Origin of the sequence: [Phormidium] sp. LEGE 05292, assembly GCF_015207735.1 — a bacterium.
In the GTDB taxonomy this organism is placed as follows: Bacteria; Cyanobacteriota; Cyanobacteriia; order Cyanobacteriales; family Aerosakkonemataceae; genus Floridanema.
Genome location: NZ_JADEWG010000013.1, coordinates 1 through 17,020 on the forward strand (window position 1 = coordinate 1; position 17,020 = coordinate 17,020).

The following is a 17,020-nucleotide window of genomic DNA, read 5'->3' on the forward strand; positions in this document are numbered from 1 at the left end:
GGACAAGGGGACAAGGGGACAAGGAGAATTTTTACTTCTGCCTTGTGCCTTGTGCCTTGTGCCTTGTGCCTTCTTCTAGTAGTGCTAATGGAGAAAATGACGGATACCTGTCAATACCATGACTATACCTAATTCATTAGCAGCTTTTATCGAATCATTATCGCGGAGACTTCCACCAGGTTGAACGATCGCCTTAATTCCCGCTGCTGCTGCGGTTCTTACGGAATCATCAAAGGGGAAGAAACCATCACTAGCTAAGAAACCATTTTGGGCTTTTTCTCCGGCTTGTTCTAAAGCTATTTTAACCGAACCTACGCGATTCATTTGACCTGCACCAACACCAAGAGTAGTGCGGTCTTTTGTGACTACAATAGCATTAGATTTAACGTGCTTACAAACCTTCCAAGCAAACAATAATTCTGCCAATTCTTCAGGAGTTGGTTGCTTGTCTGTCACCACTTTCCATTCACTAGTATTTTCTTGAGCATCATCGGAATTTTGCACCAACAAACCACCAGCTATTACCTTAATTGTTTGTTTTGGCCCTGTTTTCAAATCTGCTAAAGTTAACACGCGCAAATTAGATTTTGCTGCTAATATTTCCTGTGCTGCTGGTTCACAACTTGGCGCAACTATACATTCTAAAAATGTTTTGGTTAAAGCTGTCGCTGTAGCTGCATCAATTGGTTGATTTAAAGCTACAATTCCGCCAAATGCCGAAGTAGCATCAGCATTAAAAGCCTTTTCATAAGCTTCAGCTAAACTATTACCTAAAGCTACACCGCAGGGATTAGTATGTTTTAAAATTGCGGCGGCGGGGGTGTCGCTAAATTCAGCAATAATTCTTCTAGCAGCTTCCAAATCTACTAAATTGTTGTAACTTAATTCTTTACCTTGTAATTTAGTAGCAAATGTCCAACCAGTAGCAACGGTTCCTGTTTGATACCATGCAGCTGGTTGATGAGGATTTTCCCCGTAACGGAGGGGTTGCAACTGTTTTCCTGAAACATTAAAAAATGAATCATCAGTTGCTAAATAATTAGAAATAGCTAAATCGTAAGTAGAAGTATGTCTAAATGCTGCTAATGCACAAGCTTGACGAAAAGCAAAACTTGGTTCTCCATTTTGCCGCAATTCTTCTACATAATTGTGGTATTGATCGGGATTCGATAATACTGTTAAATGAGCAAAGTTTTTCGCGGCGGCGCGAATCATTGCAGGGCCACCAATATCGATTTGTTCCACTGCTTCTGCTAAAGTTACATTAGGTTTGGCAATAGTTTGTTCAAAAGGATAAAGGTTGACTACTACCAAATCTATGGGGCGAATTTGGTGAGTTTCTAAATCGTTAATATCTTCTGGTAAATCTTTTCTAGCTAAAATACCTCCATGAATTCGAGGGTGGAGAGTTTTGACTCTTCCCCCTAAAATTTCGGGAAAACCTGTATAGTCAGAAACTTTTGTGACTGGTAAACCTGCTTCTTTTAAAGTAACAGCGGTTCCGCCACTGCTGATTAAATCAAATTGAAATTCTTCGACAAGAATTCGAGCAAAGTCTACTAATCCCGTTTTATCAGAGGTACTCAGCAGTGCTAGACGCGCCATGACCTTAAATTTTCCTATCGCTGATTGACCATTAGCGATCTTACCTGATAACCGGGAATTAGAAAGTTATTAATTTATTAAATGTTAGAAAATGTCGTCTAAGATGCGGGGATTTGTTAAGGTAATGTCATAAGTTTCTAAGCTTGCTTGTTTGCGTAACTTTAATAATTGCCTTGCTTGTAAGTCTGCATCCAAGTTAGCTAATGCTTGAGCTTCTTTATCTAGTAATGGTGATTGAGGGGCGTTTAATACTAGTGATCTAGCATTTTTGAGTAGTTTACTTGCTTTGTCGTAATCGCCGCGATCGAGATGGCGTACTGCTTCTTTTTTCGCCCTAGCTACCATCATTAATAATGTTCTTTGTTGGACTTCTAAATGGGGAGGAAATTCACTTATTGATGCTGAATTAATTACAGGTAAGCGCAGACTTGTCCAAACTTTTTGCAGTTCTTCCTCTTTGGGATTTTTCCAATTTAAGCGGAAATAGCACAAGTCTGTAGTTTGTGGTACTGGTGGAACTTGCAATTTTACCACCACTTCCATTGGATTACCCATAATTAAATTTGGTAACTGAAATCTGCCTCTTTGATCTGTTTCTAAATCGTTAAGTACGTCTTCAATTTCTACGGCTCCTTGCGGATCGATCGCTAAACTAACAGTATGTCCTACTGTTGCCATTAAATCTTGTAATTCAGTGCGGAAAATAATGGGCAATTTTTCGGGAGATTGGATGTAATAGTAGCCACCATTTCCGCGTTTTCCCATTGAGGTGAGTAAGTCTTCATCATAATGATTACCGACACCCATTGTAGTTGTACTTACGCCATGTTGTGCTAAACCATAAACATCTGTAGCGATGACATAAGGATTGTTTTCGCCAATGCTGCTAAAGCCATCTGAAAGTAAAATTACTCGGTTTAAATGTTGGGAGTTAAGATGTTTAATAACTTGGATTGCTCCGGCTTGCCAACCTGCGTGTAGAGCAGTTCCATATCCTGGTTGAATTTGTTGAATTTGATGAATAATATTAGCTTTGTCAACGGCAAATGTACTATCTACTAGGGTACAAACTGCGCGATCGAATACTACTACACTCACGCGATCGGTAATTAAAAGTTGCTGTACTGCATAACAAGCTGCTCTTTTCACATAATCGATTTTTCTCCCTTTCATGGAACTAGAGCGATCGATTACTAAGCATAAGTTTAAAGGTGGTCTTTGTAAGTCTTTTTCAGGTGCAGGCGGGATAATTCTAATTAGAACATCCAAATCTGATGGTACGTCTGAACAAATAGCAGCACGTAAGGGAATTAAGTCAATTTTTGGTACTTGCATCCACCGAACTCCATTGGAAACGAAAGGTAAAGATAAATTGAAACAAGAATATCAGCAATAGATATAAGAAACTACCCAAATAAATTGAGAAGTCTAAGGAAAATATGTTTAATTTTCTAGAAATTCCCATTAAAGAAATCATCGCAATATATTGCTGTAAGACATATATTGCTTCAGCAATCATTAGTAGATTTACCACCTGAAACTGATAAGTAATACTGACTAGTGAAATCCGTATAATTTCACTACAGGAAAGAGGCTTCACTGGCTAGTTCATCGTATTTCTACGGTCAATTTTACAAAAAAATATTCAGAAAGATACATTACATCAAGAAACTTCACTGAATCTTCATAAAAGTCTGGGTTAAGTGAATTTACGTAAGTGAGTTCCTTAAGATTGATTTAATAATATTGTAAAAATAAAAATATTCGATCGCCTAAACCTTTCACTTAAAACCCCTCAATTTTTATAAGTAAAATTTTTAATTTACCTCTGCTGATGCAAGATGTAGTGAAAATTCTTGGTCTAAAATCAAAGGCGTTAGTCTGAATTTAGGAGCAAACTTCTGTCTCTTCAAGTAATTTCCATTCCACCAACAACCGGACAAGCGCCGACTGGGGTGATTGTCGCTTTGCATGGCTGGGGTGCCAATGCAGAAGATTTAGCTGACTTAGCACCTTTTTTGAACTTACCGGATTATCAGTTTCTCTTTCCTAATGCCCCCTTTCCCCACCCTTATTCATCAGTGGGAAGGGCTTGGTACGACTTTCAGCGAAATGAGGGTATACAAGAGAGTCGCCAACTTCTCACAGATTGGCTTTCTGCTTTGGAGAGTGAAACTGGTGTTCCCTTGTCGCGCACTATTTTAAGTGGATTTTCCCAGGGCGGGGCGATGACGCTGGATGTGGGATTAAAATTACCGTTAGCTGGTTTAGTTAGTCTCAGTGGCTATTTGCATCCGATTACTCAGGGAATAAAACCTGATGCTTTTCCGCCAACCTTGATTGTTCACGGGACAAAGGATTCAATTGTTCCTATAACTGCTGGTCAAAATGCCAGGGATACATTAACGAATTTAGGGGTAGCGGTGCAGTATCAAGAGTTTAATATGGCGCATGAAGTTATACCAGCAGTCCTTAACTTAATGCGAAGTTTTGTGTTGCAGGTGATGTCTGTGGAAAGCTCTAAAGCTTGAGGAAAAAGGTATCTGCGCCTTATTGCAAATAATTGGTAATTATTTACGCATACTGAGGTAAGGGTAAGATAGTAGCGGTAACTGTATTTTCACCAGTTGACCAATTTTTTAGAGGGAAGGTTGCAGATTGCAGATTGTTGTGACTATATGGTTCACCCTTAAGTGATCTAATCAGTCCGAAATCCGAAATCTAAAATCTAAAATCTAAGATTGATTGACTCTACGCTGGGACGGGAGGTGCCGAGAGATGACAACAGCAAGCATTGTGAAGCGCGATATAGCTGCTATGACTCCAGCAGATGTAGCTGAATTAGCGGCACGTTTAGAGCAGGATGATTACATTAATGTGTTTGAAGGACTGGATGATTGGCATCTGCTAAGGGCGATCGCCTTTCAGCGTCCAGAGTTAATTGAACCTTACATTCATCTGTTAGATATGGAAGCTTATGATGAAGCCTGAGAAAGAAAGGCAGAGGGTAGAAGGCAGAAGGGAAGAGGGTTTTAGTTAAGTTTACTATTCCTGACATACTTCTATTTATTTACGCCTTTCTACTGACATCTAAATTCCTCAATCTAAAATGGCAAAGGTTCTGATTGGCATTGGCGGTGGAATTGCTGCTTATAAAGTCTGCGAAGTAGTTTCTGCATTGGCAAAATCAGGGGTCGAGGTAAAGGTTATTTTAACTGCTGCGGCTTGTGAATTTATCACACCCTTGACCCTAGCTACTCTTTCTCGAAATCCCGCTTTTACAGATCGAGATTTTTGGCAATCAAATCATGGTCGTCCGCTACATATTGAAATAGGTGAATGGGCGGATGTTTTTGTTATTGCGCCTTTGACTGCGAATAGTTTAGCAAAACTCGCTCATGGCTTTGCTGATAATTTATTAACTAATACTGTGTTGGCTTCTATTTGTCCAATTTTGTTAGCGCCTGCAATGAACACGGATATGTGGGAACAGTTGACAGTGCAGCGCAATTGGCAAGAGATTTTTCTAAACCAAAGATATCATAGTGTAGGGCCAGGGGCGGGGATTTTAGCTTGCGATCGCATTGGTTACGGTCGCATGGCTGAACCTTCAGAAATTATCGCATATATTAAAAGTTTATTACACACTAAAGGCAAGAAAGATTTAACCGGAAAACGAGTTTTAATTAGTGCTGGTGGAACGAGAGAATTTTTAGATCCAGTGCGATTTATTGGGAATCCTTCGACTGGCAAAATGGGATTAGCTTTAGCAACAGCAGCGTTGCATCGAGGTGGATCAGTTACGTTAGTTCACGCACCAATAAATGGGGAAATTCCATTAGGTGTAAAAAGCGTGGGAGTGACTAGCGCCGCCGAAATGCAAAAGGCAATGTTAGACTCTTTTCCTAGTGCTGATTTAATTATTATGTCAGCAGCGGTGGCAGATGTGAAACCTGCTAATTATGCCAGTGAAAAGTTACCGAAAAAATCTCTTCCTACTTCTTTAGATTTGGAGTTTGTGCCTGATATTGTTGCCCAGTTAGGTAATTTAAAACAACCTCATCAAAAGTTAATTGGTTTTGCGGCTCAAACTGGGGATATTGTAACACCTGCATTGGAGAAGTTAAAGCGGAAAAAACTGGATGCGATCGCAGCTAATCCCATTGATAAATTAAACAGTGGTTTTGCCAGTGATAACAACCAAGCAATTTTATTAGATTCTCAAGGTAGACAAGTAGAAATTCCCCCATGTTCTAAATTAGAAATGGCGCATCTTTTGTATGATTTCGTTCAAGAGTTAGGCTAGGTTTTTATGACGCAGGAACTCACAGATTTAAGAAATAGCATCCTTGAAGGTCGTTACGAAGATGCTTTGGCACTTGTTGATGAGTTGGAAGGAATGAGTAAACTAGCAGTTTTACGTAATATCCAATCTTTTCTCGATCGGATAATGATTCATTTGATTAAAAACCAAATTGAACAGCGTTTAACCAATTCTTGGGTTGCTTCAATTTCTGATTCTGTTGTGCAAATTAAACGTCTAAATTTAAAGGAAAACAAAACTTCCTGTTACGTAAAAGAAGATGAGTGGGAATCAATGCTAGAAGAAGCAGTATCAGATGCAATTCGTCCAGCAAGTGTAGAAGTGTTAAATGGGAAATTGAAACCAGCGCAACTTTCAAATATGCTGGATAAAATCCAATTAATTAACATAGCAAAACAGTTACTTATGCTAACTTATGAGCATTCAGTAACCGCTTTACCCGATATTATCGATCGATATTTAATTCAGTTACCTGGTGGTGAAGATTGGCTGGAAGGTAGAGAATAATATGATTTATCTTGTACTAGTTATTTGATTCCAAGCTTGGATCACTTCTCGCAAAGATTTCGGCAATTCACTTTGCACAATATCAGCGTAACGAACAGTACCAGATGAACTAATTAAAGTCACAGTAATATAATCAGCAGCGCCGCTTGGTGCAGGGTAACTCAAACCATTATATTGCGACAATGGCAGACGGTTTAATAATTTTTGAAATTGGCGCAATTGTTGAGGAGAAATTTTTTTTACGCTGCGTTCTGAATCATTAGCATCGCCAATTCTCACTCGCATTAATGACCCATCCTTCATTAAAGTAGTTTGATAAGTACGTCCAGCAAAACCACCACTAGAAATAGCTTGAAACATTATACCTTTATCTAAAGCTGGTGGTAGTTCGCTGCTAGGAATTTGTGATGGTTTAGGAGTCGCAGCAATCAGCGTTTCATTACTGATAAATTGCAATGATTTGGAAGAATTCAAAGAGATATTCTGAGTTTCTAACCGGATATTTCTACCACTATTATCAGTACGATACACCCAAGTTTTTTGACCATCAGTTACAGTAATTCGCCATCCAGGAACTAATGCTTGAGTACATATTTGATCGGGTTCAGCAATACCTAAACAACCATTAGGCCAAGTTTCTTGTTTATAATCAGTAATCTTCAGCTTTCCGGGAGGAATTCCGGTACGTTTAGATAAGTCTTTTTTGACAGCATTAGCGACGGTAGCAGGTAAACTATTGGATTGATTTTGGCTAACAAAAGTGCCTCTAGTATTAACAAATTCGCTATTAACTTGCTCACTACTTTCTGAGTAAGCAGCAGCAGAATTAATCATAGTTAAATTGGCACTTAAAGAAAAGATTGCAGCTAATACAAAAGTTGGGAAAACGCGCCCTTTAATGGTGGGACTTGTTGTAAATTGATGAGTAAAATGTTTCATGGTAGTGTGGAAAAGTTTTAATTATGTAAGTTGGCGATGTATCACTCGTCTACTTACAAACTCTAGACGCTATCACCCCATTCCTGAGTTCCCGGAAATTATTCCTCCCCAAGGAGTATGGCTGAGAATTGCCGATTAATTAAGATGTCAGAGTAAACATCAGGTAGAAACTAAGGGACTTGAAGTGATTAAAGTTACTCAAACTTGGCGGCTGATTTGCCAAATATTTGTCACCGGATTGTTGCTTATTAACATTTGGATGTTCAACGCACCAACTGCAACCGCAGCGGCTAATACTCCTCACGAAGAGACTAATCTCACTCAAGGAGATTCTAACGTTTCTAAAGCTAGGATAAAACGGATTGACGCTATTGCTGAATGCAGAAAATATTTAGACCAAGGAAATAATAGTAGCACTGCCAATTTAGACAGACCTTTAGATAAAATGGGAAACGATCGCTTAGTGGGAGCTCTAAAAGCGACAGATAACCCGAATCCGACAGAAGCAGAAGTCGCCTTTAAGCGTTGTCTGGAAGCGAACAAGATTGTACCTACGCCTACGGAAAGCGATCGCTCTCATATTCTATAATTACTTTAGCTAAAACAGAAAAACATGGAAAAAGCCACTTTTGCTGCTGGTTGTTTTTGGGGAGTTGAAGACACTTTTCGTCAAGTTAAAGGCGTTATTTCCACAGCAGTTGGTTACACAGGTGGACATTTTCCTAACCCTTGTCATTTAGATGTTTGTGCTAGAATTACGGGTCATGCAGAATCAGTACAAATCGAGTATGACCCGTCACAAATTACTTATAATCAATTATTAGAAATATTTTGGAATTGTCACGATCCAACCCAATTAAATCGACAAGGGCCCGATCGAGGCGAACAATACAGATCTGTTATATTCTTTCATACCCCAGAACAGGAAACTGCTGCCCAAGCCTCTAAACAAAAATTGCAAATATCCGGGAAATATGATAAAGATATTGTCACAGAAATAAAACCTGTTGGGGAATTTTATTTAGCAGCAGAAGAACACCAACAATATTTTGCCAAGAAAAGGCAAAAAAGCAGTAATTACCAAGCTTTATAAATTTAAGCTGAGTAGTTGAATATTTCTAGATAACGCAAGTCGCTAGTTATTAATTCTTTCGGAGTTCCCCCCTTATTAAGGGGGGCGGAGGGGGGATCAAAAGGGGGGCTAAGAAAGAGACAGACTTGTAACTAGCAACTTGAGTTAGATCTCAGGATCATAACCTTTGCTATAGCCAAGGTTTTTTAGCCAAGAATCAAAATTTTCTGCTTACTAAAAAACTTTTAATGGTAATCTACTGATTGTTTCCCATTACACCAACCAAGTTATCCAACTCTCAAGTCGATTGTAACTAAGAACTAGCATGATTCTCAACACAAGCTGAGAAAGGGTTTTTTGGGTGCAAAAACCCCGTTTCTGAAACTGTAAGTATTACCTGAAAATTCCTTTCGATGAGGTGTGCGCGGAGTGAAAAATATGTTGAAAAAACGCAGATGGTTTCCCCTATTAATAGCCTTGAGTATGATAGTAGTGGTGTTAATACCCAGCAAATCCTACTCGCAAACAAAACTTACTGACATTCAAGGACATTGGGCACAACCTTGCATCGAACAAATTGTGCAAAAGCAAGTTATTACCAGTTACGAAGATGGCAATTTTCATCCCGATTCGCAAGTAAATAGAGCCGAATTTGCTAATATAATTACTAAAGCTTTTCCTAACAAACCTGTAACTAGAAATGCAATTCGATTTGCTGATATTCCCTCAAATTATTGGGCAGTTAATGGGATTCGACAAGCTTATCAAACAGGATTTCTTTCTGCTTATATAGGTGAAAATTTTAATCCCCTGCGACGAGTGACGCGAGAACAAGTTTTACTATCTTTGGTAAATGGTTTAAAATATTCACCTACTAAACCAGTTGAGAAAACATTAAAAGAACTTTTTGACGATGCACAAGAAATCCCTAAAACTTCTAGAACTGCTATTGCGGCTGCTAGTGAAAAACTACTAATTGTCAATTATCCGAACGTCCGCCAACTCAAACCAAATCAACTAGTTACCCGTGCAGAAGTAGCCAGCTTTTTATGTCAAGCATTGGGAAATCCACAACTAATTCCTGAACAGTACATTGCCAGAATTAGTTCTCCTGCTACAACTACAACCGCAGTCGGGAATCAAACTCCTCAAACCACACTAAACACAGAAAAAAACCCCAATCTATCCTCAACTACTACCCCAACAACTACAGAGAAAAAACCTACTTTATCCCCAACTTCCGCGACTACTTCTACATCATCAACTCTTTCTGAAACCACATCTCCAACGTCAATTTCTATTAGAACGCCTACTGCTCAAACTAATATAAATAGAACTGCTGCAACATCAACAACTGCTGCGCCAACAAATTCAATGGTTGCCCCAACAGCGCCACAAAATTCTTTAGCTATAATTAGAAAACCTACCCCTCAAACATTACAAGCAACAACAGAATTGCGAGGTGTTTGGCTGACAAATGTTGATAGCGATGTTCTCTTTTATAAAGATAGGCTTTCTGATGCGATCGCTAGATTAAAATCTCTAAATTTCAACACATTGTATCCCACCGTTTGGAATTGGGGTTACACACTTTATCCCAGCAAAGTAGCAGCACCAATAGTAGGAAGTCCGATACGTTTAGTTACACCAACAGACGAAAACCTTGACCCCGAATTAGGCACAGAGCGAGATGTTTTGCAGGAAGTAATCACCCAAGGACATAAACAAGGTATGGCTGTTCTTCCTTGGTTTGAATTTGGTTTTATGGCTCCAGCAGATTCTCAAATAGCCAAACTTTACCCTGATTGGATTCTCAAACGTCGAGATGGTAGTCAAATTTGGATTGAAGGGCCACATCAAAGAGTTTGGATGAATCCTTTCCACCCACAAGTGCAGCAATTTATTGAAAGTTTAATCCTAGAAATTGTCACCAAATACGATGTTGATGGCATTCAATTTGACGACCATTTTGGTTTCCCTTCACAATTAGGCTACGACGAGTTTACTGTTGCACTTTATCAACAAGAACACGCTGGACAATCTCCGCCAGATGATTTTCAAGACCCTGAATGGGTTCGTTGGAGAGCAGATAAAATTACTCAATATATGCAGCGAATTCAACGAGCAATTAAACAACGTAAACCCAAAATTGTGATTTCTGTATCTCCCAATCCTCAAGAATTTTCCTACAAATACTATTTGGCTGATTGGCAAACATGGAGAGAACAAGGATTAATTGATGAACTAGTTTTACAAGTTTATCGCAATGACCTGAATCGCTTTATTGAAGAAATAGAACGTCCTGAAGTGGAAGCAGCGAGACAGCGCATTCCTGTTGCTATTGGTATTATGACTGGAGTAAAACCGCAAGCTATTCCTATGTCACAAGTGAGAGAACAAGTAGAAGTTGCTCGCAACTGGGGATTTTCGGGAGTTTCTTTCTTTTTCTATGAAAGTTTGTGGAATCTAACGAAAGAACCGCCTGCACTTAGACAGTCGGCTTTACAAAATATATTTCCAAATAAGATGCCAAGACCTAATATTTTTGTTGGTTGGAAACCTTCTCTTTGAGAGAGCAGGAGGAAAAGGGGATGGGGAGATGGGGAGATGGGGGGAGTTCCTTAAATTTACATCAACAACTCTCCCTACCTCCCTACCTCCCTACCTCCCCACCTCTTCTGCCTTCTGCTTTTCTATCCATTACCAACTGATGAGATATTGTTAGCAAAAGTGTTTCTTTGAGTTTTGTGTTTGGGTGTAACATTGCCGTTATCTAGTTTCAGCATTGAACCAGATTTATTAGTGTGATACACCCAACGTTTTTTTCCGCTGGCTACAGTTATTTGCCACCCTGGTATTTCTGATTCAACACAGAGGAAATTAGAGTTTTTGCTAATTAAACAACGATCGCTCAATATCAATTGTTGAGCATCAACTATCTTCAATTCTGATTTTGGTAAGCCCGATCGCTTAGACAAGTCTTTGACAACCGCATCAGCAACCGACTCAGATAAAGCTGTTGGTGAAGCATCAGGAGCAACAACAACCTTATTACTCCTGGTAATTGATGGTCTAACAGCAAAGCATAAAACAGTTGTGAACACTAAAGCTAAAACAAAGGGATTTGGTTGTCTAGTCGTTTTAGTGGTTTTATTAAACGTTGCTTTAATAGCGCCAGTATTAATTGTATTTTCCATAGCAAGCTTGGGGAATCTATGGCGTTAACAAAGAGCATTCTCAAAGGTAGAGACTACACCCCTATTCTTTAGAACTCCAGAAAACTTTTATAGTTTTTTATCTTCTGTGCTTGTAATGCTGTTGCAATATAGCTTTAAGCTTGATGGAGCGCGGCGCGATTCAGTCTAAGAGTCGCACTGGCATCACAGAAGGCTTCCAGAAGAGGTAAGCACTTGCACCCCAATAGTAATAGCTCCGCAAAAGGTTGGTTTTTGAGGAAACATTACCAAAATCCTAATATTAATAGTTTGCTTGTTATTTCAATCTTTTTACACCTAGAAAATACGGAAATTAGTGTCAAAAAGCTTACATTTAATAATAAAAAATGTTAATTTAACTGCCATCAATAATTAATAAAAAGAGAGAGCTTACTATATATTTGCTTTTTTGTCAATACATAATTTCGTGTAACCAAATTCTCCGTGCGGATTCAACAAAAACGTGAAAATTGAAGAAAGCGATCGTATAGCTTGTTTTTTCTCAGCGATGAAAATAAAGGTGTTTTTGCTAGCACAACCTACACAGACCACACAGCAATATTTTTCGCTTCTGTTCCCAACTAGCCAAAATTTTCTGACCAACTACTTTTCGTATATTTCTAAAGGCAAATTATCTGGGTCTTTAAAAAAAGTAAATCGCTTACCAGTAATTTCATCAACTCGAATATTTTCCACTGGTACACCTTGAGATTGGAGATTAGCCACAGCTGCATCAAGGTTTTCCACTTGAAAAGCCAAATGTCTCAATCCACAAGCTTCAGGGCTGCTAGGTCTTTGGGGAGGATTAGGGAAAGAAAAAAGCTCAATTCGATCGCACTCTCCAACACGCAAATCTAACTTATAGGAATTACGATCGGCCCGAAAAGTTTCCTCGATTACCGAAAAACCTAAAACATCCACATAGAAATTTTTCGACTTTTCGTAATTTGAGCAAATAATGGCGACATGGTGAAAGCCTGTAGTTTTCATAATTGCTAAAAAATTAAGCTATAAAAACATTACCCAATGCAGATTCAAATTCGCCTAACCTGGTAGCCTCAGCAATTTTAGGAATGCCAAAAATGCGAGGTAAACGTCTAGTCTCAGCTAAAACTTGTCTAACTTCTCGATTTTTCACATCTGCCAAATTTCTGTTACTTAATAACGCGATCGTTGCAGCAATACCTAAAGCTTGACCGACACCAGAATTATATTCGACAATTCTACCCGAACCTGGAGCCATACCAGTAAAACCAGAACCCGGACTAACAACTGCTAAGTTACGCACATTCTTGATTAATGAATGTTGAAAACCTACATTATAGATGGGTATCTGAAAACCAAGTTGGGTAAAACCCTTTGCATAAGCTTTTTCACCAATGCCTTTAATTCCACCGCGAACATCAAAATGATAGCCAAAAGTACCCAAAGCTTCATTACTAGAAACACCTCCCATTAACATATTCGTACCATCAAGAGGTTGTACAACATTAGTAATATTCCCAGCGTGTCTAATATAAAGTTCAGTAGCCGGAATTAAATCACTAGCACCAATACTTTTAAACCATTTTTCCAAGTAATTCATTTCTGACAACATTGGCAAATTTGGTTTAGAACCACCCCTAGCTAAAGCTTCTGCTGTGGAAGCAGTTACAGCAAATAACAGGGAATTCCAAAATAGTCTTCCTCCGGGAAGAATGGCGATATTTGCTTTATCAAAAACCATTCCCGATTCATAGAGAGAAAATTTTAAGTTGCGGAAAGAATGGTAAGCTACAGAAAGGGCGGGTGAACGTATTACAATATCATCAGTTCCTACCCAAAGAGTTTTCAACTTTCCATTAGCATCTACCATATCTTTTCGCAGCTGTTGTACTACCTGGTCATTGTTTCCCGCCGCTGTCCACAACCACTTTTGAGCTTCTATATCCGCGAAGTTAGTAAAGCGTTTTAGTAGCTGTAATTCAAAATTTTTTAGTTCGGTAACTGTAAGTCCTTGAGTTTCAAAAACTAAGCTAACAGCTAATTCAGATTCAGGTAAACCAAAAGTTGCAAAACCCTTTAGTTTTGGCACTCCGGCTGCTTGAGCTAGTTCGGCATTGACGGTAGCATCAATAAACTGTTTGGCTGTAAAAGTTTCGTTATTAAAAGTGGTGATGCTAACCAATTTATCAGCTTGTTTATTAACAAATTTAATTCCCACATTGCTAATGAAATCAATATGAGTTTCGGTTAGCATTTGTCTGAGAACGGCATTACCTTTAGCTGGGTCAAGGGAAACTGCACGAACACCAGCTTTTTGCAAAAATTCCTTGTAAATAGCAGGGGGGTCGCCAAAGGTATCTAAACCAAGAGAATCGCGCAATGATTGCTCAATTTGACTTCTATCTAAACAAGCAAGTCCGCCTCTAATTAAATGACCGCCAATGCCTGCTTGTAAATCACCTTTGGATAGTAAAAGAACTCTGGGATATTTGTTAGTACGGCGACGGTATTCTCTGGCAGCAGCAACTACAGCAAATACCCCAGGAAGTTCATCACCAAAACCGATAATATCGTAGGTACGCACTCCACTGGTGGAAGATTGAATTCGTAGCAAAGAATTAATATCAATCAAGCTAAGTACTCCCATTAACTGAAGTAATTATTCACAAGGTTGGGTCACTGCCCCGCATTTAAATTTAGAATTTCGGAAAAACTTTCAAATTTTCTCCCCCGCCCTCCTGCTCCCCTGCTCCTCTGCTGCCTCAACCAGTAATTTAAGTGATTAACAATCTACTTACCCGGAAGTGCAGGTAAGCCAGTTTTTTGCCAAAATTGATTAAAACTTTGGGGTTGAATAAAGCGCCATGCTGTTAAACCTAAGACAGCAAAAATGAGCAAACTTACTAAAGTACCAACTATTTTTGTGAGTAAATTATTGCTAATAGACCTTTGTCTGGTTGATGTTTGGGCGGCTGAAGCAGGACCTGTCATTGCGGGAGAATTTGCGGGAGGCGGGTTTTTTGCCGTAGGTTTTGGTTGAGAAACTGTTGCTGATGTTTCAGAATTACTAAAGGTTTCTAGTTTTTGAGTTACTGCTGGGGGGCGTTGTTTTGTGCGTACCCATTGTAATAGTGCTGCTGTGGTGATGCCGCAAAGATTGGGTTGATTTAAACCGGGGACTCTTTGGAGAATTGGTTGAGAATTGGAGACGAAAACTACTAGGTTATCGGGGTTTTCTTGGGCGAAACCGTACATACATTGAGCTACAGATACTACTAGTCTGGCTTGTTTGCTTAAGTTTTGTCCAGCAGCGGGATTAATTGTGGGATGAACGGCGTGGGCATTGGTTAATTGCCAACCACTTTCGGGAAAAAAGCGAGTAAATTCTCTGGCTGTTTTTTCCAAATTTGGTTCTGGGGCGCGACCTGTGAGAAATTCGATTTCTTCATAGATTATTTGGGGGAGGTAGCAGTTGCCAATGCGGGAATATTCTTGCCATTCGCGGATGCTGCTACCCATAATGGAACTGAGGTCGAGAAGAATTGCTATAGGCGGTGTTGTTGCCATGACCTTTACACGATTTTAGGTGTTAGATTTTAGATTTTAGATTGTTTTTGGTCAGGAATTGTTCGATCGCTAACTGTTCCCGATCGATCATCTAAAATAGATTATTTGCGCCACCAATTCCCAACCTTCCTGCAATTCCGGGAGTCAGGGGAATTAAGGCGGTAATCATCAAAAACAAGGCTAACAAACCTAATGCTGCTCTAGCATCATCTGGTTCGGTAATTTCGTTTAAGCTGGGCCGTTCTAAATCTCTTTGCAGAAACAAAATAATGATCGCCCAATAGATGGCAATGGGGTTAGCAAAAGCAGCGATCGCTAAAAAGATAAAAGTTGCTAATGTGACTCTAGAAGCAATTTTCCGCCCATAAATTGCATGAACTATTCGACCCCCATCTAATTGTCCCGCTGGCATGGTATTCAGGGCTGTAATTACTAAACCTAACCAACCAATTACTGTTAAGGGATGCACATCAACTAAAGGTTTTTGTAAAGCTGAACCTAAAATAACTTTGGCTAAAGTTCCGACTAAAATTGAACCTTGAAAAAACTGTGCTGGAACTTGGAAAAAGCTGCCTTCATGGGAAAGAGTTAAGCCAACAATTAACATTAACAAAGAAACTATTCCCCCGGCGGCTGGCCCTGCTAACGCAATATCAAACATTACTTTGCGGTTAGGTAAAATAGATTCAAAGCGAGTAATTGCACCAAAAGAGCCAAGTTGCCAAGCAGGAATAAAATAAGGGAAACTTAAGCGAACATTATGGCGTTTAGCCATTACCCAATGACCGATTTCGTGGGCAGCTAAAATTACTAAAATTCCTACAGCAATCGGTAAAACTTCATTAATTCGGCTCAAGTTGTTGTAAAAATCAAAACCCAAGAAGAAACCAGCTGTTTCTAAACAGGTTGTTATAGTAGCTACCAGCAAAATCACAGCTAAAAGCTTTTGACTTAGAGTAGAAGTTTTCGGGTCGTTGCTGCTAGGTAAAACTACAATTGTGGGTTTTCCTTCGGGATTTTCGATCATAAATAACCGATAGCGATCGCCCAATCTTTCCTTTAAAGCAGCAGATAATCGATTATGGGTAGCTTCAGCTTCGCCGCGCAAATTTCCCTTAAAAATTGCTCCTTCTTGATAGGGAATTGTGTCTGTGGCAAAAAATGTATCAATGCCAAAAATTCCTTGAATTACTTTCAAATCTTGCTCAGGAATCGGAATTGGTTGTTTAATTCCCAATAATTCTGTCTTCCCCTTACCATTGTCTGATTCAGTTACTTCGGGAGACTTTTCTGCTGGTGCTTGTTGAGAATCTTGATTCGCTTGCATCATCTTCGCAGCTTTTTCTCGGAGTAACACATCTTGACCAGCGGCGCGGAGTTGTCTACCCAAGAAAATATATAACCCAGTTGAAACTACCAACAGCAACAAAATAGCAGCTAAGTTAAGATAAATTCCTGCGGCAAACAACCCAAAGAATAACAGCCAAGGAGCCATTAATACCACTGATTGTAACCAGGCTAAAATACCTACTTTACCAAAGGGTTTAGCCCGATAAAATCCCCAAGTTAATATTCCTAAAGCGACTAGCAAAATTAATGCTATTACAGAAGTTTCTGATGCAGTAAATATTTCCAAAATTTTTGCTCCTTAAGAAAAGTTCAAATGATTTTATATGGACGATTTTTTTGATTTCGGATTTATGGATGGGAAATCAAAAAAATCTACTGGCTCGAAGATCTAAAATAGATTTGTCTTAATTCATTGCCTTGTATCCAATAATCCAGGTTTGGTCATAACAGTTAAAA

At 39.2% G+C, this 17,020-nt stretch carries 16 protein-coding genes; 8 read left to right on the forward strand and 8 right to left on the reverse strand.

Translation table 11 applies throughout. The features are described 5' to 3' along the window. Nucleotides 1-84: 84 nt before the first annotated feature. Both purH and IQ264_RS06010 read right to left on the reverse strand, forming a co-directional pair. A complete protein-coding gene (gene purH / locus IQ264_RS06005) occupies nucleotides 85-1,605 on the reverse strand; it encodes a bifunctional phosphoribosylaminoimidazolecarboxamide formyltransferase/IMP cyclohydrolase (protein ID WP_193979562.1) in 1,521 nt (506 codons plus the stop codon). Between the two features lie 84 nt (nucleotides 1,606-1,689). Then, nucleotides 1,690-2,940: a vWA domain-containing protein gene (locus IQ264_RS06010; RefSeq protein ID WP_193979564.1), complete on the reverse strand. Its 1,251-nt coding sequence runs from the start codon at nucleotides 2,938-2,940 to the stop codon at nucleotides 1,690-1,692. Between the two features lie 566 nt (nucleotides 2,941-3,506). On the opposite strand from IQ264_RS06010, the gene IQ264_RS06015 reads away from it, so the two are divergent. From IQ264_RS06015 to IQ264_RS06030, 4 genes are all read left to right on the forward strand, one after another. Then, nucleotides 3,507-4,136, forward strand: a complete 630-nt coding sequence (locus IQ264_RS06015) for an alpha/beta hydrolase (RefSeq protein WP_193979697.1) — start codon at nucleotides 3,507-3,509, stop codon at nucleotides 4,134-4,136. A 247-nt stretch (nucleotides 4,137-4,383) separates the two neighbouring features. Next, nucleotides 4,384-4,596, forward strand: coding sequence for a DUF2555 domain-containing protein (locus IQ264_RS06020; protein WP_193979566.1), 213 nt, complete (start codon nucleotides 4,384-4,386; stop codon nucleotides 4,594-4,596). Between the two features lie 118 nt (nucleotides 4,597-4,714). Beyond that, complete coding sequence (gene coaBC / locus IQ264_RS06025) at nucleotides 4,715-5,911, forward strand: bifunctional phosphopantothenoylcysteine decarboxylase/phosphopantothenate--cysteine ligase CoaBC (RefSeq protein WP_193979568.1); 1,197 nt, start codon at nucleotides 4,715-4,717, stop codon at nucleotides 5,909-5,911. Between the two features lie 6 nt (nucleotides 5,912-5,917). Then, nucleotides 5,918-6,436 carry a DUF29 family protein gene (locus IQ264_RS06030; RefSeq protein ID WP_193979570.1) on the forward strand — a complete coding sequence of 173 codons (519 nt, stop codon included), beginning with the start codon at nucleotides 5,918-5,920 and terminating at the stop codon, nucleotides 6,434-6,436. 6 nt (nucleotides 6,437-6,442) lie between these two features. Here the strand turns inward: IQ264_RS06030 and IQ264_RS06035 are convergent, their stop codons facing one another. Beyond that, a complete protein-coding gene (locus tag IQ264_RS06035; protein WP_228061322.1) occupies nucleotides 6,443-7,375 on the reverse strand; it encodes a hypothetical protein in 933 nt (310 codons plus the stop codon). Between IQ264_RS06035 and IQ264_RS06040 the strand changes: the two genes are divergently transcribed. The 4 genes from IQ264_RS06040 (at nucleotide 7,374) to IQ264_RS06055 (ending at nucleotide 11,018) form a co-directional block, all read left to right on the forward strand. Then, a complete protein-coding gene (locus IQ264_RS06040; RefSeq protein ID WP_193979572.1) occupies nucleotides 7,374-7,514 on the forward strand; it encodes a hypothetical protein in 141 nt (46 codons plus the stop codon). The two genes, IQ264_RS06035 and IQ264_RS06040, sit on opposite strands and share 2 nt — an antisense overlap. A gap of 45 nt (nucleotides 7,515-7,559) precedes the next feature. Next, the gene (locus tag IQ264_RS06045) at nucleotides 7,560-7,964 is read left to right on the forward strand and encodes a hypothetical protein (protein ID WP_193979574.1); all 405 of its coding nucleotides are present in this window, start codon (nucleotides 7,560-7,562) and stop codon (nucleotides 7,962-7,964) included. 24 nt (nucleotides 7,965-7,988) lie between these two features. Then, on the forward strand, nucleotides 7,989-8,468 hold the full coding sequence (msrA, locus tag IQ264_RS06050; protein WP_193979575.1) for a peptide-methionine (S)-S-oxide reductase MsrA: 480 nt from the start codon (nucleotides 7,989-7,991) through the stop codon (nucleotides 8,466-8,468). A 417-nt stretch (nucleotides 8,469-8,885) separates the two neighbouring features. Then, entirely contained in the window at nucleotides 8,886-11,018 is a 2,133-nt protein-coding gene (locus IQ264_RS06055) for a glycoside hydrolase family 10 protein (RefSeq protein ID WP_228061323.1), read from the forward strand. A 122-nt stretch (nucleotides 11,019-11,140) separates the two neighbouring features. On the opposite strand, the gene IQ264_RS06060 is transcribed toward IQ264_RS06055, so the two are convergent. The 5 genes from IQ264_RS06060 to IQ264_RS06080 form a co-directional block, all read right to left on the reverse strand. Beyond that, nucleotides 11,141-11,644 carry a hypothetical protein gene (locus IQ264_RS06060; protein WP_193979577.1) on the reverse strand — a complete coding sequence of 168 codons (504 nt, stop codon included), beginning with the start codon at nucleotides 11,642-11,644 and terminating at the stop codon, nucleotides 11,141-11,143. Between the two features lie 621 nt (nucleotides 11,645-12,265). After that, nucleotides 12,266-12,652, reverse strand: coding sequence for a VOC family protein (locus IQ264_RS06065; protein ID WP_193979579.1), 387 nt, complete (start codon nucleotides 12,650-12,652; stop codon nucleotides 12,266-12,268). A 13-nt stretch (nucleotides 12,653-12,665) separates the two neighbouring features. Beyond that, entirely contained in the window at nucleotides 12,666-14,294 is a 1,629-nt protein-coding gene (locus IQ264_RS06070) for an FAD-dependent oxidoreductase (protein WP_193979581.1), read from the reverse strand. A gap of 143 nt (nucleotides 14,295-14,437) precedes the next feature. Continuing rightward, on the reverse strand, nucleotides 14,438-15,214 hold the full coding sequence (locus IQ264_RS06075; protein ID WP_193979583.1) for a PIN domain-containing protein: 777 nt from the start codon (nucleotides 15,212-15,214) through the stop codon (nucleotides 14,438-14,440). A 91-nt stretch (nucleotides 15,215-15,305) separates the two neighbouring features. Next, a complete protein-coding gene (locus tag IQ264_RS06080; protein ID WP_193979704.1) occupies nucleotides 15,306-16,844 on the reverse strand; it encodes a site-2 protease family protein in 1,539 nt (512 codons plus the stop codon). Nucleotides 16,845-17,020: the final 176 nt, after the last annotated feature.

Coding starts and splice junctions, on each gene's coding strand:
- purH (WP_193979562.1), bottom strand. CDS start 1,605: ATGGCGCGTCTAGCACTGCTGAGTACCTCTGATAAAACGGGATTAGTA.
- IQ264_RS06010 (WP_193979564.1), bottom strand. CDS start 2,940: ATGCAAGTACCAAAAATTGACTTAATTCCCTTACGTGCTGCTATTTGT.
- IQ264_RS06020 (WP_193979566.1), top strand. CDS start 4,384: ATGACAACAGCAAGCATTGTGAAGCGCGATATAGCTGCTATGACTCCA.
- coaBC (WP_193979568.1), top strand. CDS start 4,715: ATGGCAAAGGTTCTGATTGGCATTGGCGGTGGAATTGCTGCTTATAAA.
- IQ264_RS06030 (WP_193979570.1), top strand. CDS start 5,918: ATGACGCAGGAACTCACAGATTTAAGAAATAGCATCCTTGAAGGTCGT.
- IQ264_RS06040 (WP_193979572.1), top strand. CDS start 7,374: ATGGTAGTGTGGAAAAGTTTTAATTATGTAAGTTGGCGATGTATCACT.
- IQ264_RS06035 (WP_228061322.1), bottom strand. CDS start 7,375: ATGAAACATTTTACTCATCAATTTACAACAAGTCCCACCATTAAAGGG.
- msrA (WP_193979575.1), top strand. CDS start 7,989: ATGGAAAAAGCCACTTTTGCTGCTGGTTGTTTTTGGGGAGTTGAAGAC.
- IQ264_RS06055 (WP_228061323.1), top strand. CDS start 8,886: ATGTTGAAAAAACGCAGATGGTTTCCCCTATTAATAGCCTTGAGTATG.
- IQ264_RS06060 (WP_193979577.1), bottom strand. CDS start 11,644: ATGGAAAATACAATTAATACTGGCGCTATTAAAGCAACGTTTAATAAA.
- IQ264_RS06065 (WP_193979579.1), bottom strand. CDS start 12,652: ATGAAAACTACAGGCTTTCACCATGTCGCCATTATTTGCTCAAATTAC.
- IQ264_RS06070 (WP_193979581.1), bottom strand. CDS start 14,294: ATGGGAGTACTTAGCTTGATTGATATTAATTCTTTGCTACGAATTCAA.
- IQ264_RS06075 (WP_193979583.1), bottom strand. CDS start 15,214: ATGGCAACAACACCGCCTATAGCAATTCTTCTCGACCTCAGTTCCATT.